The following is a 21903-nucleotide window of genomic DNA, read 5'->3' as shown; positions in this document are numbered from 1 at the left end:
ATGGTCGTTATAATTGCCCAAAATCCACTCATACCCTACTACTCGTCACGTCCCACCGTAGGCTTACGGATCACAGAGACGCTCGATTCCCTCACGATCAGACGAGGCTCGAATTGCACACGCTCATAATCCCCAGGTGTCTGTTCTTGAATCCGCTTGAGCAGCAGCTCCGCAGCCAACCGTGCCACCTCTTCTCCCATGATGGAAACTGAGCTTATCTGAGGGGTCGTTACCGTAGCCCACAGATTGTTATCAATACCGACTACAGCAACCTCATCTGGCACCTTTACACCCAAATCCTTAAATCGATTGACGATCCCTATCGCCACCATATCATTAACCGCATAAATAGCATCCGGCATATGTTTCAGGCTGTAAAAATAATCGGCTGCACGCAGCCCTGTCTCAAAGGAGAAATCATCGCCAAAATAAACGAGTGAAGGGTCCACATGCTGGAGAGACTGCTCATAAGCGAAGTATCTCTCCTCGATTTTGTCCTTCGCAGCGCCTGCATAGGCAATTCTTGTTCTCCCGATTTTAAGTAAATGCTCCATCACAAGTCTTCCCTCTTGTCGGGCCAGACTGACGATATCCGCTTTGACATCTTCGCCCAGCTTCTTGCCATAGTTAATAATGGACACGGGAACGCTGGCTTTGTTAATCAGATCTACCAACATTTTGGGATACGCCAGCGGCATAATGATGAGCCCGTCGACATGCAGCTTCTTGACCTCACGAACTGTTTCAAGCTCCATTCTGGCATTCCCGGCGGTATTGATTTGCACGACCCGGTAACCATGCTGCTTGGCGGCCTGCTCTACGGACCAAGCGATCTCTGGAATAATCGCGTTACGAATGTCTGGCACGGCCAGTGCGATTTGTCGTGTCTGACGAACTTTCAAGCTCTGAGCCGAGGTGTTGGGCGTAAACCCCATCTCTTCAATCACTTGCAAAATCAAGGCTTTCGTTCTCGGGCTGATGCCCTCACTATCGTTAATAGCTCTGGAGACAGTCGCAATACCGACTCCTGCCCGCTTGGCTACATCCTCTATGGTTACTTTCTTTTGATCTGTCACGCCCAAAATCCTTTCAAGAACGGAATCGTTTTCTGACTTTCTAAGATAAAGTCTTAATGTTGATATTATACCACAGAATGAGTGTCTAAAAATTGAAGTCGTTTTCTTCTTGTCTTTGCTTCACCTAAAAAATTCGCAAAATCTCTTTGTATAAAAGTAAAGAGCCAAATATAGCACTGTAGTCACAAGTGATTATATTCACAAAAAAAGTCAAGTGCTTTTTGCATTAAATTGGTTTGACAATGTGTAAAAATTGTGACATATTATTTTTCGGAAACGTTTCCTAATTCATTCACTTTTATAGAGGCAATGATCATATATTCTTCAAGGAGATGACAAACATGCAAGCATTGAGATGGCATGGAGTAAAAGACTTACGTTTGGAAAACATTGAGCAGCCCGCTGCTCTGGCAGGAAAAGTAAAAATCAAGGTAGAATGGTGCGGCATTTGCGGAAGTGATCTTCACGAATATGTAGCAGGACCGATCTTCATTCCCCAAGATGCTCAGCATCCATTGACTGGCGAAAAAGCGCCGATCGTAATGGGACATGAATTTTCTGGACAAGTTGTCGAAATCGGCGAAGGTGTAACCAAGATTCAAGTTGGCGACCGTGTAGTTGTAGAACCGGTGTTTGCATGTGGAGAATGTGATGCATGTAAACAAGGCAAATATAATCTTTGCGATAAAATGGGCTTCCTCGGTCTGGCAGGCGGCGGTGGTGGATTTTCTGAATATGTCGCAGCTGACGAGCACATGGTTCACAAAATTCCAGAAAGCGTATCTTTCGAGCAAGGCGCATTGGTAGAGCCTTCGGCCGTTGCTTTGTATGCTGTTCGTCAAAGCCAACTGAAAGTCGGCGACAAAGCTGTAGTATTTGGCGCTGGCCCTATCGGATTGCTGGTTATTGAAGCGTTGAAAGCTTCGGGAGCATCTGAGATTTATGCAGTAGAGCTTTCCGAGGAGCGTAAAGCTAAAGCTGAAGAGCTGGGTGCTATCGTGATTGATCCTAAAACTTATGATGTGGTGGAAGAACTGCACAAACGGACCAACGGCGGCGTAGATGTAGCCTATGAAGTCACTGGAGTACCTCCTGTGCTGACTCAAGCTATCGAATCCACTAAGATCAGCGGACAAATCATGATCGTCAGCATTTTTGAAAAAGAAGCTCCGATCAAGCCTAACAATATCGTTATGAAGGAACGCAATCTGACTGGTATTATCGGCTACCGTGATGTATTCCCAGCTGTTATCAGCCTGATGGAAAAAGGTTATTTCCCTGCTGACAAGCTGGTTACCAAACGCATTAAACTCGAAGAAGTGATTGAGCAAGGTTTTGAAGGTCTCCTGAAAGAGAAAAATCAGGTTAAAATCCTGGTATCTCCGCAAGCCTAATTCAGAAAATAAATCAGATGTCTGCTCTTTGCAGACATCTTTTTATAAAAAAACGCTCTCCTTCCTGCGACATACTGTCGTCAAGATGAGTAGCGTTTTTTGATTACCATTTGGATTACTGAGTTACATTTTTCAAAACATCGTCGATCATTTGACTGTTTGCGATTGTACCTGTATACAACCAGCTGGAATCCTTACCAAAATCGTATACATGGCCTTCTTTAACGGCTGGAATTCCCGCCCATACAGGATCTTTTACAATATCTTCTTTACTTACGTTTTTGCTGTTCACGATAAAGATATAATCCGCATCCAGCTCGGCCAGCTTCTCCAGCGATAAATTACTCCAGTTCGCCTTAGCCGTTTTGGAAATCTCCTGTACGACTTGTGGAATCTTGAATCCCAAATCCTTATACAATACATCACCGCTGGATAGATTCTGGTTTACGACATACACATTTTTATCCGTTACCCACAATGCCGCCGCAGTTTTTTGTCCTACCGTCTGACTCAGCTTGGCTTTAGCCTCTGCTGCTTTTTTGTCGTAGTTGCTCAATGCCTGCTTCGCTTCACTGCTCTTATTCAGCACCTCACCCACGGTCAGCAGCTCTTGACGCCAATCATTGTTCATATTAGTGCCTACCACGTAGGTTGGAGCAATCTTAGAGTATTGATTATATTTGTCGCCTTCCACCATGCTCGCACTGTCCATAATGATTAAATCAGGTTTGAAGTTCAGAACCGCCTCAAACGGAAGATCTGAAGCAATGGTAGGAACGTCCTTCAGTTCTTTTTGCAGGTAACCTTGAACTGAATTTTTCCCTACCGACCATTGGGCTACAGGTTTAACCCCCAGCGCAACCAGGTGATCCTCCAGATAAGAAGCGATCACACGCTGAGGCTGAGCCGGAATTTTCACCTCATGCCCAAGTGCATCCTTCAGCACCCTTTCCTGTGATGTTGGTTCCGCTGATGTATTATTGGTCCCTTGCGAAGCGCCATCGGTTGCCGCAGGACTGGATGTGCCTGAGCACGCGCTGAGCAGCAGGGTAAAACTAAGCAATAAAATAAATGCCATGGAATGCTTTGCGTTTCTATTCATTCGTAAAATCCCTTCATCATGATTTTGATAATGATTATTATCCTCAATAACAGTATGCAGGGCGCCACTTATCGAATCAATGGAACATTCAGACATGCTTAATGGATTATCCAGACTGGTATCTCTCACAAAAGCAGATGATATAGGCTGTCCCGGTAATGAACCGGGGATACACCCGTATATTTTTTGAATGCCCGGCTAAAGAAATAGACATCCGGGTACCCCACACTGACAGCGATATCCTGCAAAGTCGCATCCGTCTTCCGCAAAAGCTCCTTCGCCTTGTCCATTCGCAGTTGAATCAAGTACATAATCGGGCTACAATCCGTTTGTTTTTTAAATAACCGGGTCAAATGTCTCGGACTGCATTCCAACAATCCGGCCAAACGTTCCAGCGTTACGGACTCCGCATAATGATCCTGCATAAATCGAATAGCCTGTGTCACGATATCCCGCGCAGAAGTTCGAGCCTTCGGTTCCTGCAATTGCCGTATACATTCATATGCAAAATCATAGAACCGACCCTGAGCCTGAATCTTGGATAGCGTCTCTTGATCCTGCCATGCTTCATCCAGTAGTTGCAGCTTTTGATACAGTATAACCGGATAAGGCGGTGCAAAACCATGAACTATCGAAGGATGATTATACACCGTATGTCCAGATAGAGAAGTCGCTTTATATAGTACAAGGATATATTCAATCCCGCATTGCGAGGGTTTCATATTCAGTTCAAAACCTTTGCTGCCATGCAGTATGTATCCTGAATGTGGCGTATCCTTCCAATCGCCATCCAAACGCACGCTACCCTGCAATACAAATACAAAAGCCTGCGCTGGAAGACGATACGGTTGAAGCAACTCTTCCGGCTCCAGTCGAATATGCCGGACATCCATGACACGGATCGACGAATGAAGCCATAGGGACAACAGTTTGTTTAACTCATCAGCTTCATATCCCTTGCTCATCCCGGTATGAGAACCTGCCTGCTTTTGTCGATCCTGCTTCACGTATCAAAGCCTCCGCTTCATAAATATCATACTTTTTTTCCAAACCAACCTCATTATATATCATCATTTACTGCGTCTACCATGAGACAAATATTCCTGCACGAAACAAGGTGTATGTACCATTTTCATGGTACAATTTGTATAAATACAAGATTTAAAATACATAGGGGGTTTGACAGCATGAGCGGTCCCAACATTGCATTGAGTACAGGAGCTAATGCACCATTCGGTAAGGAAGATACGGTGCGGGTCACCATTACATGGAAGCATGCACCTGCCGAACTGGATGTTAGCTGTTTTATGGTAGGAGCAGACGGAAAGGTTTCCTCAGATGACTATTTCATTTTTTACAATCAACCCGCTGACCCGCACGGCCATGTACGATTACAGCGTCCAAATGACAGAACCACTGAGTTTACTGTAGCGCTCCAGGAACTGGAACGAACCGGGGTGGAAAAATGTGTGTTTGCGGCCACAGTGGACGGCCCAGGTACTTTTGCCGATGTGGTCGGCTGCTCAGTTACTGCTCAAGGCAAGCAATCCCATATCACCTACAGCATCACCGAAGCCACCAGTGAGACATCGCTTGTGCTGGCAGAGGTGTATCGTCATACTTCTGGCTTTAAGCTTCGCGCAGTTGGACGTGGTTTCAACGGAGGACTAAAGCCGCTTGCCGAGGCTCACGGTGTCACCGTAGAGGAAACGGAATCGCCAGCAGCACCGTCAGCGGATAAAGCTGACATGAAAGAAACTTCTCCTGTGAGTGGAAGAATCAATCTGCACAAGCAGAATGTACAATATTCACTAAAAAAGAAACACATAGACTGTGAAAAGGCACGGGTAGCGGTTGTATTCGATGCTTCTGTTTCTATGTTCAAATTGTACACGGGTGGGACGGTGCAAAAAACCTGCGAACGTGTGTTGGCTGTAGCCGCCTGTATGGATGACAATGGTGAAATGGATGTATGGTTTTTTGCAGACAAAGCCAAGCGTGCTCCAAGCGTCACAGAGAGGAATTTCGAGAATTACATTCATATGAATTATGCTGAGCCTAGTGAAGATAGTGAGCTAGGGTGGGGAAATAACGAACCAGAAGTCATGAAGGATATCATACTAAAATATACAAAAGAAGATCCCAACGATATAATCCCGACCTACATTATCTTTTTCAGTGATGGAGGTATTTATGAACAGAAAAAAATAGAACAACTGCTGATTAAAAGCTCAAGCGCCCCGATTTTCTGGCAATTTGTAGGTCTTGGTCAAGCCGATTACGGAATCCTTCGAAAGTTGGATAAGATGCGCGGCCGCGTAGTGGATAATGCAGATTTCTTTGCCTTGGATGACTTCGACTCCGTGACAGACACAGAACTGTACGACCGTCTGCTGAATGAGTTTCCTGGTTGGCTCAAGCAAGTGCGGGCTAAAGGAATATTGCGGAGCTAATCCTTCACCGCAATGCGATACTCCTACATGATCACTTAAATATCCACCGAGCAGTGCAATAAAGGCAGAATGACCGCAGATAGAGCAATCATCAGCGCCAGCATTCTGCCTCTGTTTTCTTCAGTTTGTCCTCTATCGATTTCAATCTCCCTACCAGATCCTATTTCTTTCATTTCCTAATTGGATATTTTCATGTAGTATAAGTCTAATTGAAGTAACCCTGTTTGGGCTATGCTGAAGCTATACACTATATGAAGGAGGATTTCATATTGAAATCAAATGAAGCAACTTTGCACAAAAAGCTGCTCCCACGGCATATTACCTTTATGGCTATGGGTGGAGTCATCGGAACGGGAATTTTTAAAGGAAGTACCGAAACGATTAGCTTGGCGGGACCTGGAGTTATTTTATCCTATGTCTTCGCGGGACTCCTGCTCTTGGTCGTTATGGGCGCAATTGCCGAGATGGCTACCGTCTATCCCAACATGAATATGAAAGATTTTATTCGCAAAGCTTTTGGAGAACGACTGTCCTTTATTATCGGCTGGTTGTATTGCTTCATGTGGCTGGCCGTCTGTATCATTGAGGTCATTGCTGCGGGAAGCTTCCTGCAATATTGGTTGCCAGATGTTCCTCTATGGGTACTCAGTTTAGTGAGTGCAGCTTTCATTATTGTCGTCAACATGCTGAGTGTCGGCGGTTTTGGGGAGCTAGAATTTTGGCTTGCGGGTATTAAGATTGCCATGATTATTATCTTCATCGCCTTGGGTGGCTGTATACTGTTCGGGATTATTCCCACTGAAACTCCACCTTATCTAAGCAACTACGCGCAGCACGGCGGATTTCTACCCAATGGCTGGTTGGCTATCTTTTCAGCGCTGCTGGTCGTTACCTTTTCATACGGCGGGTCCGAGCTGATTGGACTGACGTTGACGGAGACAGAAAATCCGGAAAAGGTACTGCCTAGAGTGGTTAAAAGCTTTATTCTTCGCGTTGTTTTGTTCTATACGTTGCCCATTCTCATCATTTGTGGCTTGATTCCCTGGAACCAACTGGATGCGAATACCAGCCCGTTTGTACAGGTATTGTCTTCTGTAGGGCTTCAAGGCTCGGCTCATGTCATGAACTTTATTCTGATTACTGCTGTACTGTCTGCCGCCAATTCGGGGATTTACGGGGCTACACGTATGCTACATTCGCTGGCTATCAATGGAGAAGGTCCCAAATCACTCGCCCGCTTATCTTCAAACGGGGTTCCGGTAAATAGTCTCAAATTGTGCGCTGTAGTCCTGATTGTCGGTTCCATGGTTGCTTATATCGCTCAGGACGGACTGTTCCGTATTTTGATGGCTGTACCTGGCTTCGTCGTGCTGCTCGTCTGGAGCTGCATTTGTCTGTCCCAATTGAAACTGCGCAAATCTTATCCCGTGGAGCCTACTTTCAAGATATGGGGATTCCCTTATGTAACGGCGCTTACAGTAGGATGCCTATGGGTAATTGCGTTCCTATTCTTGCTTGACTCGCAAAATCGTATTAGCATTAGCGTGTGCCTGGCTTTCATGGCATTTCTGATCATCTGGTCTTTGGTGAAGTTCCGGAGAAAGCAGGCGTAAGCAGCACATGATTCAATCGTATCTATTTCCTGTTTCGTATGCCTTTCTTGCGTTTCCTTTTGCTGCGTTATTGTTTACACTGCCTTTTCTAATCGTGTAATATCGCAGGCATGGCTATATTCACAAGGCTAGAGCATGGCTGCTTTACTTGATGCTTTTATACTTGATGAACGCCTTCTTTCTGGTCATACTCCCGCTTCCGGCATCGCGTCATAATGCTACATTAGCCGGGGGAGCGTTGCAATTGATGCCCTTGCAGTTCGTTCAAGACATTATAAGAGAAACATCCGTCTCACCCGCTCATCCCTCCAGCTATGTTCATTTGCTGAAGGAGCGCGCTTTTCTGCAAGTCGTTTTTAACGTTGTGATGACCATGCCTTTCGGTATGTTCTTACGTTATTATTTCCGTGCACGATGGGGATGGTGTCTGATTCTGTCCTTTATCCTCTCCCTCTTCTTTGAGGTGACGCAGCTGACAGGACTGTATGGATTTTTTGACCATGCGTATCGCGTGTTCGATGTGGACGATCTATTGGCTAATACCTTGGGCGGCATGCTAGGCTTTCTATTAGGCGAATGGTTTTCACGCTTCCTGCCCCGCTTGGAACATCTGGACAAGCATGTGGACATGGCAACGAAGCGAGTGTCCTATACCCGACGGGGCGTAGCCTTTTTCGTGGATTCTATCATATGGATCGGGCTACTCGGCATCATGGAGTCTCTGCATGTTCCTGCTGCCTTCTGGGTTTCCAGTGGAGTCTACTTTATGGGGGTCCCTTACCTGACGAATGGACGAACTCCTGGGAAATGGCTGGTGCGTATTCATCTTACAGGGACGGGACAACGGATTTCCCTATGGGGGCTCATCAAGCGTTACAGTCTCTTGTATTGGTTGTATTTTGGACTTAATTACGTACTGGGTGGACCCGTGCTGTGGTCTCAAGTCTCTCCATGGGTAAGTGTTCTGATCAGCCTTTTGTTGTTGGTGATGAATGGATGGTTCTTTTTCCATCTGGTCATACGTCTAATCAAGAAAGCCCCGTTATTTTATGAGGAGCTTAGCCATACTTCGCACCAAATTATATGGCCCAAGCATTATCATCACCTTCAGAATGACACCGCTGATTCGGCAGAGACGCCGGGAGAAAATACCGTGACATGATAACCGAAAGACTGACAACGTGATAAGCACCCGCGATCTACGTTGCATCCAAGCAAATAAAAAACAGGCGAAGCAAAGGAATTTCCTTTGTCCGCCTGTTTTTTTATGTTGTGTATAGATGTTAGTTCGTTTTGCTTATTTCCACTGTGCAATTTGATCAATAGGCAATCGTGTGGACGGATGACCATCGTTGATACCTTTACCCATGGAAATGAGCATAACAGGGACATAACGATCTTTTTCCAGACCAAAGGCTTCAGCAATTTGATCCTTTTCAAAACCGCCAATAGCGTTAGTATCATAACCATGAGCGCGTGCTACCAGCATAAGCTGCATGGATACCAAACCACCGTCAATCAGGACCGTTTCTTTGTTCACAACTGGATCAAGCGCTGCAAAATGGGCTGCTACTTTTTCCTGTTGCATTTCTTTGACGTCTTTTGGCATATAGCCCAGTTCTACAGCTTCTCCGAAAATTTGTTCGAAATTATCAAAGTTGTTCAAATCTCCAAACACAGCGATCACTGCCGAAGATGTTTCTACTTGACGTTGGTTGAAACGGGCCAATGGTGCCAGTGTAGCTTTACCTTCAGGGCTGTCAATGACAAGGAAACGCCAAGGTTGCAGGTTAATGGAAGATGGTGCGCGTGTAGCTTCCGTCAAAATCTCGGTCATTTCCTCGCGGCTGATCTTCACGGACGGATCGTATACTTTTACAGAACGGCGTCCCAGGGCGATTTCTTTAAAATCATTCGTTTTTACAGTACTGGATGTGTTCGTATTATTCATTCCAATCTCTCCTTGTCCCTCTGTGGGTATAGTAATGTTAAAAAAATGTTGTCAGTCCATATCAGATATGTGACTATTCATCACTTGCAGCATATCAGCTAGTTGGTGCCGTTGGGTCTCGTCGAAGCTCTGTAGTAGCTGAGCTACAAACTGCGAGCGCTCCTGCTTAAAGATGACAATGCGTGCACGCCCATAATCGGTCAGGCTTACCAAGGTAACCCTGTTGTCCTCTGGCTTCGTGCGTCGTGTGACCATAGCTGTCGCTTCCAGTTGTTTCAAATGGCGCGTTACGGCTGCAGCGTCAATGCCAACCTCTTTTTGCAGCAGAGTTTGACTAATCTCCTCCACTTGATACAACTTGCACAATAGCTGCAATCTGGATGCGCTGACTCCTGCACAACGCTCAAACTTGGAGCTAATCTGCTTGTTCAGCAACAACAGCATGTCAAAAATATACTCAGGCTCGGATGGTGTCTGGGTGATATCAATCTCTCCTCCCTTAAGCATATCGCTGGGCTTGATGATCCGACCTTTGATCCATCAATTATTGATCTATCAAGTAATATACATCCTCTTTAAAAATAAATCAAGTCCCTGAGAAAAATAAAGTGCTCTTTGCAAATAAAAGCTGAGCGACTCACACAGAGCCACTCAGCTTTTGTTTCATTAGCTTACTTATTCAATCATCATGTAATAGCAGATAAGGGTTGGTATACCGTTAAGTTAAACAATCCCGTGGGACAGCATTGCGTCGGCCACACGCACAAATCCTGCGATATTGGCTCCGACAACCAGATTGCCCGGCACACCGTATTCCTCAGCCGCCTTCACGCTGTTAGCATAGATATTTTTCATAATATCATGCAGCTTGGCATCCACTTCCTCAAAGGTCCATGACAGGCGCATGCTGTTCTGAGACATTTCAAGCGCCGAGACTGCTACTCCGCCTGCATTGGCAGCCTTGGCTGGCCCGAACAAAACCCCATTGCCCAAAAACACTTCAATGGCCTGTAGCGAGGATGGCATATTGGCACCTTCGCCTACAGCTTTTACGCCATTGCTTACCAGCAGCTGGGCTGCTTGCTCGTCAATTTCATTCTGTGTGGCGCATGGCAGTGCAATGTCGCATGGGATCGACCAGATCCCCGAACAGCCTTCTGTATAGATTGCGCCTGGACGCTCTTTAGTATACTCGCTAATCCGCAGACGATTCACTTCTTTCAACTGCTTTACCAGCTGCAGATCGATACCGTCTGGATCATAGATGTAGCCATTCGAGTCACTACATGCCACGACTGTAGCACCGAGCTGCTGTGCTTTTTCAATTGCATAAATGGATACGTTCCCTGAGCCCGACACGACGACGCGTTTTCCTTCAAAGGACGATCCCTGAGCCTGCAACATCTCGTTTACAAAATATACACAACCGTAGCCAGTCGCTTCTGTACGCGTGAGACTGCCTCCGTAATGAATCCCTTTACCCGTCAGGACGCCACCTTCATGTCCTCCGCGAATCCGCTTGTACTGCCCGAACATGTATCCGATCTCACGTCCGCCTACACCAATATCCCCTGCCGGAACGTCGGCATCTGGACCAATATATTTATACAACTCAGTCATGAAGCTTTGTGTAAAACGCATCACTTCGTTATCTGATTTCCCTTTGGGGTCAAAATCCGAACCGCCTTTACCACCACCGATGGGAAGACCCGTCAATGCATTTTTGAAAACTTGCTCAAAACCCAAAAATTTGACGATTCCCAGATATACAGACGGATGGAAGCGAAGTCCACCTTTATAAGGCCCTATCGCACTGTTAAACTGTACGCGGAAGCCGCGGTTGACCTGTACCACCCCTGCATCATCCACCCAAGGTACACGGAAGGTAATGACTCGCTCCGGCTCCACTAGCCGTTCCAGAAGCCCCTGCTGCATATACTTAGGATGCTTAGCCAATACCGGAATTAGCGAATCCAATATTTCCTTGACGGCCTGATGGAATTCATTCTCATGAGGATTGCGCGCGATAACCTTCTCAAAAACGGACTGCACATATTCGGCTGCTGCTTGTTGACTCTGCTCTGGACGGATCATGGTCATTATTTAATACACCCCTTTTATAATTAGCCCCTCTGTTAAATGACGGAACGACGTTATGTTGCACCTTCGAGAGTGGAACTTTATGTATTCATAAAATTTAGTTAACTATACATGATTTTTTATAATAATACATCTAATTCGCCTATAAAAAATTTTTGTATCCTTCATCAAATAACTCTATGAACCTCTCATTGCCTGTTAGTTTATTAAAGATAAATCCCTTGATTCACGGACTTTTTTCACGATTTCTAAGGCCCTAACACCTTACTCCACATGGCATTATAATGTGAACAAATTGAAACTAAAACATACAGCACATCTGGAAAATATGGAAATAAAAAAGAGGCTGCGCGCAGGGCGTAGCCTCCTTTCCCATTCTTTTACACATAAAAGGCTTCAAGCTGACGCACAATTTCTGCCTCGTCATGCTCTACCACCTGTTGATGCTGCGATTTCGAGAATAATTGTTCAATTTGCGTCGGGAACTCCTGCTTGATGTCCACCAGACGAATAGCTTCATCAAATTTGGCCGGATGTGCTGTCGCAAAGGTCACACATACTTCGTCCGCGCCATTATACGCCTCATATGCGGCAATACCGCAAGCCGTATGCGGGTCGAGCAAATAATCGTACTCGGCTTTGTATTTTTTGATCAGCTCCAGACACTGCTCATTCGAAGCACCGAGCGCTTCAAAATCCTGCTGTACCCGTTTCAAATCCTCTGCACTGATCACAATCCGTCCCTCGGTTTTGAGGTTATCCATGTATTCAGATACCTTGGCTGTATCTTCTCCAAGGAAGTAATACAGGTATCTTTCGAAATTGCTCGCCACCTGAATGTCCATCGAAGGACTGTATGTGCTTTTAAAGTCGCCTGGCTTGTATTCGCCTGTCTTCACAAAGCGCTCCAAAATATTATTTTCATTGGTGGCAATAATCAGCTTATGGATCGGCAAGCCCATTTTTTTCGCAAGAAAGCCAGAAAAGATATTGCCAAAGTTGCCGGATGGCACGCTGATATTAATCTTTTTCGTACCGGCAGACTCCTGCGCCCGGAAATAAGCATAGAAGTAATATACGGTTTGCGCCAAAATACGCACAAAGTTAATCGAGTTAATTGCCCGCAAATGATGTTTAGCTTTGAAATCCAGATCGGCAAACAGATCCTTAATGACCTTCTGACAATCGTCAAAGTTCCCTTTTACGGACAGATTCAGTACATTTTCATCGTCAACTGTCGTCATTTGCAGCTCTTGTACCTTGCTCACCTTTTGGTGTGGGTGCAAAATACAGATTTTAATGCCTTCCTTGCCCCGCACGCCCTGAATCGCCGCTGCCCCGGTATCACCTGAGGTTGCACCCAAAATGTGAATGATCTCATTCTGCTTTTTGGACACGTAGGAATAAAACTCACCCATAAATTGCAGCGCCACATCCTTGAACGCGAACGTAGGCCCGTGGAACAGCTCCAAAATAGACAGGGAATCGTTGATCTTCTTCACTGGCGTAACTTCCGGGTGACGGAAGCTCGCGTAACTGCGCTCCACCAGCTGCTCCAAATCTTCACGAGGAATCTCATCATTGATATACAGCGCAAAAACTTCCAGCAGCAGCTCTCTGTAGCTCAATGTAGCCCATTGCTCTAACGTAGCTGCCGACACGGTCGGAATCTGCTCAGGTACCATCAGACCTCCATCGTCAGCTAACCCCATGAGCACGGTATCAATAAATCCCTTGGCTTCTACTCGACCTCTAGTGCTAATATATCTCATATACATCCCCCAATAAAAATTCAATTCGAACCTTTTTTCGAATATATTATTGTCTATAATACCCTGTCGCGGTGCTGTAACCAAGCCTTTTTTTCATATTTCAAAGACTTTCTCCTACTTTACCATACCCTGATGCATCAGGCATCTGTAATCGCTAGGCAATCGGAACGTCAGAAACAGGCTGTGAGTCTGAAAAAAGAAGGCTGCTCCAGACATTAGGAACCTGAAATCGAGAGTTCAGCCAGCTTGAGCGAAGGGGATGTGCAGCTTCCCGTAAAACGCAAATCGTTGCCAACTTCCTCTACCTGCTGCAACACGTCAAAGAAGTTGCCCGATACGGTGATCTGATTGACTGCTCTGACCACTTGCCCCTGCTCAATCCAGTATCCCAGACAAGCCAGCGAAAAATTACCGGACGCCGTATTCGTACCCGCATGCAGCCCTTGCAGCTCGACGATCATCAACCCGCGATCCGTCTTACGAATCATGTCCTCCAACGTAGACGTGCCTGGTTCCACATACAGGTTATGATACGACACACCGATTTTACCGTTATAGCCTCCCTTGGAAGCATTAGAGGTACTCTGCACCCCAGCCTTTCGGGCCGTCTTGCGGTTATGGAAATACGTCCGCAGTTCGCCGTCCTTGATGATCTCATTACGATGCGTCGCACTGCCTTCGGCATCAAACGTACTGCCTGCCGGAACATTCTCCATCAGCGGATCATCGATCAGCGTAATATGCTCACTTGCCACCTTTTGCCCCAGTTTCCCAGCTAATCGCGAAAAGCCTTTATCCACCGACTCCGCTGAAAATACCGACGTATACGCAGCCAGCAATTGCGCTGCCGCATCATGACGGAAAATGACCGGGTAGTTATCCGATTGGATCGTGTGCGCCCCCAGCTTGGAAACAGCCTCTTTTACGGCTTTACGCGCCACATCCACAATATCGATTTCCTCCACGCTCCGCAGGGAATAATCATGCCAGCCCCCAGTTACCGTCGTGTCATGGTCTGCTGCAATCACATACACATAAGCGGTCGCTAGGCTTTTGCGACGATGGCAGTGCAGTCCTTTGGTATTTACTATCAGAACCTCATTTTCACGAATGCTGACCGAGCAATGCCGAGCCATCACAATCCGTGGATCTGCGGCAAGCGCTGTGCGCTCCATTTCTAGCGCCGCTTCGATCAGAATCTCAGGAGCCGTGTCGGCCAACGCTGAGGCATAGGCAGGCTGCTCAGGATAGCTCTCAGAGCCTGCGAACAGCTCATCCTGTTCCTCGCTCTCCAATATGTCCGCATTGCTGCGTGCTTCTTCCAATAAAAAGTCGATCACGTCCGGTTCCAGCTTCTCCGTAGAGGCATAGCCCATTTTCCCGTTAATGACGCCCCGGAAGGAAAGTCCGCCATTTTCAACGATGGTATATTGATCAATTTTTCCCTTCAGTACCTTCACCGAGGTAGAACGTCCATTTACATAGTAGATTTCCATATCCGCGTAGCCAATTTCCCGACCTTTTGTGAACAACGCTTCCTGAAATTGCTGAATATCCATTTCCTATTCCCCCTTTCGTCCGCCGACAGTCATCTCGGACACTCGTATCGTAGGCTGTCCGCAGTTGACCGGAAGACTTCCGCTGACTGATCCGCACATCCCCTGACCATGATCCAGATTGTTGCCGACCCTATCAATATTTTGTAGGGTTTCAATCCCTTTGCCGATCAATGTTGCGCCTTTGACCGGCTCGGCAATTTTGCCGTTGCGAATCATGTACGCCTCTTCGACCGCAAAATTAAACTCGCTCGTCGAGGTGTTCACCGAACCACCGCCCAGCGATTTGGCATAGATCCCGTACTCCGTATTGGCAATGATCTCTTCACGGGTCGAATCCCCGTTCGCAATAAACGTATTATTCATACGGGACGCAGGCGCGAATTTATAGGACTGTCTTCGTCCCGACCCTGTCGCAGGCACACCCATCTGGCGCGAGCCCATGCGGTCGATCAGATATCCTTTTAAAATGCCGTTCTCAATTAATACATTGCGCTGTGTCGGCGCTCCTTCATCATCGATATTGAGCGAGCCCCACGCGTTCGGAATCGTTCCATCATCTATAGCTGTAACGAGCGGCGAAGCCACCTGCTGCCCGATCTTATTCGCAAACACTGAGGTTCCATGAGCCACCGCCGTAGATTCCAACCCGTGTCCACATGCTTCGTGAAAAAGAACTCCGCCGAAGCCATTCTCAATCACGACAGGCAGTCTGCCACTAGGCGCATATCCTGCTTTCACCATCGTGGACGCAATGCGAGCGGCGTGTCTCGCATTTTCTTCGATATTCAGATTCTCCAGGAATTCAGTCCCCGCATATGCTCCCGGCCCACGGAACCCGGATTGTCTATGCTCCCCATCCGTCGCAATCGCGCTTATTCTCATACGTGTATACGTACGGGTATCCTCCACCAGTAGCCCGTTGCTATTGGCGATCAGCACGTTCTGGATCGAGTTACTGATCCCTATGGAGGTTTGCGTGATGGAAGGATCGTATTGGCTTGCCGCCTCATGCGCCCGTCTCATCATGTCGATCTTAGCGCGTTTCTGTGAACCGTCAGGAATGATCGCAATCGGATGTTGGTTAGGGATAGCATGAGGATGGAGTGTAATGGTGTGTGTACCTGGCACTCCACCTCCGCGAATGGCCTTGGCGGCCGATTTGGCCAGTCTGATCAGGCTCTGTTCGCTCATATCGCTGGTGTACGCATACACCGAAAAATGCTCCTTCATGATCCGAATACCAATCCCAAAATCCCGGCCTGACAGCGCCGTATCCACGACTCCCCCGGTCATACCCAGTTGTCCATTGGTACGGTCCTCAACGAACACCTCTGCAAAATCCCCGCCCGTCTCCAGCGCGGCTTGCAGCATATCCTGAATCTGTGTTGGATGTATCATCACGTTCCTCCTCGTTTTTGCCATGTTTCTTATTGTACTGTTAAACGTTCAAGATCATATGCGGGTTCATGTTCATTTCCCATAACTTTACTATACATGATGTTGGGAGTGGGTGTAACTATCTGGGTCGCGGTGTTGGGAGGGGCGTGAAGATTTATGCGCGGGGATGAAGGGATTGAAATGAGAAAAACCGATCAGACCGTGAAGGGTCATGTCGGGTTATTGGAGCAAATTGATTACTGGTTGGGTTGAGCAAGTACGTGCATATGATGCCGCTACGTAGACGGATCATTCTTCCGATCGCTGTTGCCCCCAGATTTTTTTGATTATAGTTTAACGGTAAAAATCCGGGTTCAAAGGCGAACACTCCGCTTCTACAGAACGATTCCATCCCCTCCGCTGTTATGCTTGGGTTTGCTTCATTTTGTTTGCCAAAATACTTTTTTTCAAACGGACTTTAAACAGTTCTCTTCGTAAATCTAGTTCCATAATATGAAGATGGTCTGCTGCTTCTTTGACGGTTTCCATGTGAAGTACGCTTGCCTTTTGAGAAATAATAGCCAGCGCATCCCAAATGAGCTTTGTGCATGTTTTAAGTCTCTCTATGTGTCGTCTTCTTGCTGCACCAAGTTCTCGTATTCTTCAGCAGTATTTTCAGATGAGTTTGTATGTTCCATGCTCTTTAGTATCTTAGGTTGGGTATCCAAGTTAACCATCTCCTTTATAAAAAGTGTAGCAAAGGATGATGCTGGATGTGGTACGTGGATACGTAGCAATGAGAGAATAATAGATAAGATTATTAGAACAATTTAGTATGCAAGATAAATTAAGACTCTTTGACATTCCAAGATAAGGATTATTTCAAACTTAGAAGCTATAAAAGTACAACTAAATGAATAAATATTATTTCAATACCCTAAACCTTGCACTGTTCTTCAGTCTGTCGCTACATTATATTTTCAATTACATAAGTAAGTATCATTTCTATTCAAAATCATTAGTCCCGTAAAATAAATTACCTGATCTTTCTCACCAAATGGCTGTACCTTAAAAGAAATACCTTCTTCACAAAATAAGCTTCAATTATAATAATTGAAAAAAGAGCTGTCGAAACAGCTCATGGATACTTCATAATCACATGCTTTATGTTACTTTTTTTGAAATGGGGATCCATATTTCACTTTTGAAAGTCGGTGAGGTTATATCTTTACTCTCATTCCATAGGATTTCCGGGCCTTCTATTTGTTCATAGTTTGAGGATGGGAACCATTCGGAATAAATACGTCCCCACACATCTTGTAGCGCATCAGGAAATGATCCGATTGCTTCGAATACTGCCCACGTTGAGGCAGCAACTTTAAGTTGTGTTAGGTTATCCGGACACTCCTTTGTTGTTGCAACGCCAATATAGTGATCAAGCTCCCCTTTTTCCTCCATTCTACCTTCAGAAAAGTTCGTGGACGCACTAAGCAACCCCATAGGCTCGACATTAGAAATTCTTTTAAGATTGCTGATCGTTTCACCATCTAAACTTTCCCACATCGCAGCAATCTCTGGATTGACTCCGTTGAAAATAATGGGAACTCTTTTTTGGATACCAACGATGCAAAATGCCCCTTTTTCTTCAATTCGATAGTTCATTTCACTTCCCCCTTTAATGGATAACTGGAAGGTCATTCGTGGATATGCTTTAAGTGAACGGCCATTAATTCTGGCTTCAGACGGCGTTAATCCATGTAAATTTTGAAAAGCTCTTGTAAAAGAATCTGGTGAATTGTACCCGTATTTAATCGCGATATCAATAACCTTTACATTGCTATCTTTAAGCTCAAATGCTGCAAGAGTAAGGCGTCTGCGGCGGATGTATTCTGATAACGTAACACCTGCAAGAAAAGAAAACATCTTTTTAAAATGAAATTCAGAGCAGTAAGCCAACCTTGCTACCTCTTTAAAGTCAATATCATTAGTCAGGTTTTCTTCAATATACCTTATTGCTTCATTCATGCTCTTAAGCAAATCCACTATATGACCTCCTTCATCAATAGAATAACAGTAGTTGAATGTATCCATCCGACAATTCCTGCACAATATTGTAGGGTCTATTCTTATTCATAAGTTTAGTACACAAACTTATATAACATAACTAATTAAGTAAGAATATCTTTAATAATCAATGCCCTTTCAATAAAAGATCCACCTCACCGGATTTATTATAATTAATATATGTTCCATCAATAAAGATTTTCATTATTCGGTATAACCAATGGGTTATTCTGTAAACTAAGTCTCTCTTTTAACCGATAAATACATATGCTGGGTTGTTATTTAAATATCACCTCTCGTTCCTTTTTAGCGTACAAACCTTGTTATACATATTTATATGGACTCACTGTTGTACTCATCTGCTCCTTCTATAATCAGAAGTGAATGCAAGATGACGTGCTTTACTTGGAAATACCCATCGCATCTAGAAAGGAGTCATGAACTCACTTGAGCGTATTATCAGATGGGATCGGATATGAAAGCCTACGCTTTTATGGTCCCTTTCAGCCACTACACATCGAACAACTTCAAATAACACGCACCATTAATGATCATGCCTTTTTACATATCAGTGGCATGCTCTCCGAAGAACAAGGAGCTGTATGCATCGGACAGGATATGGAGCAAGAGCCCATTGTGATTCGTCAGTTAAATGATCAGGGACAATCGTTGAGAAGGCTGTTCCATGGGATTGTTACACGTATGTCCGTACACTGCGTGCGAGGCGTGTATACGTTTGAACTAGAGGCCGCTTCCCATTCGTACCAGATGGATATTAAGCGTAAAAGACGCTCCTATCAAGATTTTCACCGTACCTATGATGATCTGGTGACTGCAATGGTTCGAAAATATCAGTACGGAGATGCCATTGATACGGTAAGCAATTATGCCAAACTAGGGACATTTGTTTTACAATATGATGAGACCGATTGGGCGTTTTTAAAACGTCTCGCTTCTCGCTTTGGTTCCGTACTTGTGCCAGAGGTAACCGCAGCCTCACCCAAGGTTTTCTTTGGAATGCCAGAAGGCAAGCAGCATAAGGTGGAACGGGAAGTATTTTATCGTGTACGAAAAACGTTTCATGAACTGGATACGGAAAAGCCGGGAGAACGTGCTGGCTCGTATATCACCTATATGATCGAAAGCCTGCAATACTATGCGCTGGGCGACCTCATCACGTTACCCATCGGACAAGGTAAAGAACTGGTCGTGGTTCGGGCCGTGACTACACTAACGGATGGCTTACTGCGCACCCGTTATGATCTTCAAGCCGAGCAGGATATCCACTATGCCCGCTATGAAAACGATCAGGCCACCGGGATTTCGGTGACAGGAACGGTGCTGAAGGTACAGCAGGATTTTGTACAGCTTCAACTGGATATTGATCCGAAGCAAGACACTGCCAAAGCGTGCTGGTTTCCGGTGTCCACCCGTTATGTCGCCGAAGAACATAGTGGCTGGTACGATATGCCTGAAATCGGGGAACAGGTGGAACTGTATCTGCCTACACACCGCGAACAAGATGCCTATGTCACGGATTCACTGCGACAACAACGCCACACCAATGGACAGCCGAATGTGAAGGTATGGCAACATGTACAAGGTAGCGGCGTAGAAATGTCTGAGCATGAGCTGACTCTATCCACCTCCGGTGAATTTTCCATTACACTGCATGAAAGTAGCGGCATTACCATCGACAGTCCGGGGAATGTGCAGATTCAGGGTGGTCACGTGAAGCTCGATGCTGGCGAGGAACTTTCACTGGAAGCTGGAACGGCGCTGTATCTAAAAGGCGGGTCCAGCAGCATGGTACTGGATGGTGAGACGGATACCAAAGCTCCGATGATTTATCAGGAAGGTACGGTGAAAGCACCTGTTTTCGTAGCCGACCTCCCTCCTGTGCCTGAACCGCCATTAATGAGCATCAAAGCATACGAGGCGGCGCAAGCTCCATCGACAGCTAAGACATCATCAAGCAGCACTCCTACCGCCAAAGTAACAAGTCCGGCTGCACTTCAACAGGCCAACTCTTTGTTGGGTACGGTGTCCAAGCTATTAGGCTCCATTCCAGTGATGGGAAAAGTGGCTGGCGTTGTTGCGGGAGCTTTAGGTGGGCCTGCGGCGGGTGTCATTCTAAAAGCAACCGCAATGATCCCCGTTCGGAGCAAAGGAACAAGTCACGCTGGAGGTAGTGCTCCTAAAGGTGGTTTGCATCCACTGAAGCATCTGGCTAGTTTAGCACTCCAAGGGCTAATAAGCCAATACGAGCATGAGCGGGCTAAGGAAGCCTATTATAGCAAGTGGATTTTGGGGAAAGTGTATACAAGTGCTCGTCATGTGGCTCATTCCGGTGGAACACTAGAGCTGGTTCAAAACTTGCTGAAAGAGTCTAAGATGATGGTTCATGCGTATCAGCAGGTTCCTAAAAGTGTTCGTGAAAAATGGATTAGGGATTATATGAAGCAACAACCTCCTCCTAAGCCGCTTTCCCCAGAAGAAGAAAAATTACAGAGAGCAAGAAAGTATGCGCAAAGTATTCGTGACTGGGAAGCTAATCGTCCCGAACCCCCTAAAAAAAGCTTTGGCGAGGAAACCACACTCTTTTTCCAGGGCATGGAGGAAACAGTTCAAGCGAACGTTGAAGGCTTGAAACAGTTAAAAGATGCTCTTATCGAGCATCCTGTGGATACTATAAGTACTATAGTGTCGGGCCAATTTGAAGAGGCAAAGGGAGATTTGGTATTTGCTAAAAATTATATTTTGGATCAGGAAAATGCCAGAGATGAGTATCTCAAAGGTTTAAAAGAAGACGATAAACGGATGTTAGAGAAGGGCCAAAGTTACATGGAGGGTGAGACATTAGCTGGGATGCTAATTAGCTCTCTTCTGGGTAAGGGAAAAATAAAAGGTGGAAAAGGGACACATCATAATTCCAAAGATGTTTCAGAACCAAAACCCTTGAAGCCAACGAATGAGCCGAAATCGAGTCTAACTAAAACTGAGGGGACGGGTAAACCTAAAACCAGAATAGATATTATGAATACGGTTCAAGAGACATTGAGTCCTGCTGCGAAGAAAATAAAAGAATTAGACCCGGATGCTAAAGTGGGGTATAGAGGTTCTTTGGCAACAGGTCAGAAAGGCCCACATAAGGGGAACGCGCCATTTGATCCAACGGACTTTGATATTGATGCATTTATTGTCAGTGATAAGCTGGCTTCAAAATTTCGGATTGATGATACATGGAGGTCAGGGGCAAAAATTAAAGAGGTTGAACAATTACAACGGCAAGCCGATAAAATCCTTAAAGAATCTTTAGATGGTCTAAGGAGAGTGGATAAGAAAGGGAGACCAGACAAGCTTACTTTTCGTATATTTACGCAAGAAGAATATAACCAAAAAATTAAAGCAGGTACTCAAATAATTGATCATGATTAGGAGG

Annotated in this window: 15 protein-coding genes and 1 pseudogene; 5 read left to right on the top strand and 11 right to left on the bottom strand. The window is 45.6% G+C overall.

The genetic code is table 11. The features are described 5' to 3' along the window. Nucleotides 1-38: 38 nt before the first annotated feature. Nucleotides 39-1076 carry a LacI family DNA-binding transcriptional regulator gene (locus ACL9RM_RS10060; RefSeq protein WP_061828776.1) on the bottom strand — a complete coding sequence of 346 codons (1038 nt, stop codon included), beginning with the start codon at nucleotides 1074-1076 and terminating at the stop codon, nucleotides 39-41. Between the two features lie 341 nt (nucleotides 1077-1417). On the opposite strand from ACL9RM_RS10060, the gene ACL9RM_RS10055 reads away from it, so the two are divergent. Beyond that, nucleotides 1418-2470: a 2,3-butanediol dehydrogenase gene (locus ACL9RM_RS10055; protein WP_028542246.1), complete on the top strand. Its 1053-nt coding sequence runs from the start codon at nucleotides 1418-1420 to the stop codon at nucleotides 2468-2470. A gap of 115 nt (nucleotides 2471-2585) precedes the next feature. Here the strand turns inward: ACL9RM_RS10055 and ACL9RM_RS10050 are convergent, their stop codons facing one another. Together ACL9RM_RS10050 and ACL9RM_RS10045 are read right to left on the bottom strand one after the other, a co-directional pair. Next, the gene (locus ACL9RM_RS10050) at nucleotides 2586-3548 is read right to left on the bottom strand and encodes an ABC transporter substrate-binding protein (protein WP_422759364.1); all 963 of its coding nucleotides are present in this window, start codon (nucleotides 3546-3548) and stop codon (nucleotides 2586-2588) included. Between the two features lie 149 nt (nucleotides 3549-3697). Continuing rightward, nucleotides 3698-4579 (bottom strand): AraC family transcriptional regulator, encoded by an 882-nt coding sequence (locus tag ACL9RM_RS10045; protein ID WP_250266412.1) that lies wholly within the window; start codon nucleotides 4577-4579, stop codon nucleotides 3698-3700. A gap of 180 nt (nucleotides 4580-4759) precedes the next feature. Here ACL9RM_RS10045 and ACL9RM_RS10040 point away from each other — a divergent pair, with 180 nt between their 5' ends. The 3 genes and pseudogenes from ACL9RM_RS10040 (at nucleotide 4760) to ACL9RM_RS10030 (ending at nucleotide 8800) form a co-directional block, all read left to right on the top strand. Continuing rightward, nucleotides 4760-6025, top strand: a complete 1266-nt coding sequence (locus ACL9RM_RS10040) for a VWA domain-containing protein (protein WP_250266413.1) — start codon at nucleotides 4760-4762, stop codon at nucleotides 6023-6025. A gap of 269 nt (nucleotides 6026-6294) precedes the next feature. Beyond that, nucleotides 6295-7638, top strand: a complete 1344-nt coding sequence (locus ACL9RM_RS10035; protein WP_250266415.1) for an amino acid permease — start codon at nucleotides 6295-6297, stop codon at nucleotides 7636-7638. A gap of 7 nt (nucleotides 7639-7645) precedes the next feature. Then, nucleotides 7646-8800, top strand: a pseudogene (locus tag ACL9RM_RS10030) (VanZ family protein). Nucleotides 8801-8935: 135 nt separating this feature from the next. Here the strand turns inward: ACL9RM_RS10030 and ACL9RM_RS10025 are convergent. The 8 genes from ACL9RM_RS10025 to ACL9RM_RS09990 all read right to left on the bottom strand — a co-directional run bounded on the left by ACL9RM_RS10025 (nucleotide 8936) and on the right by ACL9RM_RS09990 (nucleotide 18440). Then, nucleotides 8936-9589, bottom strand: a complete 654-nt coding sequence (locus ACL9RM_RS10025) for a nitroreductase family protein (protein ID WP_061828772.1) — start codon at nucleotides 9587-9589, stop codon at nucleotides 8936-8938. A gap of 51 nt (nucleotides 9590-9640) precedes the next feature. Then, nucleotides 9641-10033: a MarR family winged helix-turn-helix transcriptional regulator gene (locus ACL9RM_RS10020; protein ID WP_025718154.1), complete on the bottom strand. Its 393-nt coding sequence runs from the start codon at nucleotides 10031-10033 to the stop codon at nucleotides 9641-9643. 279 nt (nucleotides 10034-10312) lie between these two features. Continuing rightward, nucleotides 10313-11689: an NADP-specific glutamate dehydrogenase gene (gdhA, locus tag ACL9RM_RS10015; RefSeq protein ID WP_250266417.1), complete on the bottom strand. Its 1377-nt coding sequence runs from the start codon at nucleotides 11687-11689 to the stop codon at nucleotides 10313-10315. A 380-nt stretch (nucleotides 11690-12069) separates the two neighbouring features. After that, nucleotides 12070-13461, bottom strand: a complete 1392-nt coding sequence (gene thrC / locus ACL9RM_RS10010) for a threonine synthase (protein ID WP_250266418.1) — start codon at nucleotides 13459-13461, stop codon at nucleotides 12070-12072. A gap of 215 nt (nucleotides 13462-13676) precedes the next feature. Then, nucleotides 13677-15020 (bottom strand): TldD/PmbA family protein, encoded by a 1344-nt coding sequence (locus ACL9RM_RS10005; RefSeq protein WP_250266419.1) that lies wholly within the window; start codon nucleotides 15018-15020, stop codon nucleotides 13677-13679. A 3-nt stretch (nucleotides 15021-15023) separates the two neighbouring features. Beyond that, nucleotides 15024-16418 (bottom strand): TldD/PmbA family protein, encoded by a 1395-nt coding sequence (locus tag ACL9RM_RS10000; RefSeq protein WP_250266420.1) that lies wholly within the window; start codon nucleotides 16416-16418, stop codon nucleotides 15024-15026. Nucleotides 16419-16820: 402 nt separating this feature from the next. Then, entirely contained in the window at nucleotides 16821-16946 is a 126-nt protein-coding gene (locus ACL9RM_RS09995) for a hypothetical protein (protein ID WP_422759363.1), read from the bottom strand. A 615-nt stretch (nucleotides 16947-17561) separates the two neighbouring features. Continuing rightward, a complete protein-coding gene (locus ACL9RM_RS09990; RefSeq protein WP_250266421.1) occupies nucleotides 17562-18440 on the bottom strand; it encodes an AraC family transcriptional regulator in 879 nt (292 codons plus the stop codon). 468 nt (nucleotides 18441-18908) lie between these two features. Between ACL9RM_RS09990 and ACL9RM_RS09985 the strand changes: the two genes are divergently transcribed. Further along, nucleotides 18909-21899 carry a contractile injection system protein, VgrG/Pvc8 family gene (locus ACL9RM_RS09985; protein ID WP_250266422.1) on the top strand — a complete coding sequence of 997 codons (2991 nt, stop codon included), beginning with the start codon at nucleotides 18909-18911 and terminating at the stop codon, nucleotides 21897-21899. Nucleotides 21900-21903: the final 4 nt, after the last annotated feature.

Source organism: Paenibacillus sp. S29 (genome assembly GCF_049319765.1).
Taxonomy (GTDB): Bacteria; Bacillota; Bacilli; order Paenibacillales; family Paenibacillaceae; genus Paenibacillus; species Paenibacillus polymyxa_B.
Note: the sequence above shows the minus strand (reverse complement) of the source record. Positions and strands in the feature narration are given on the sequence as shown.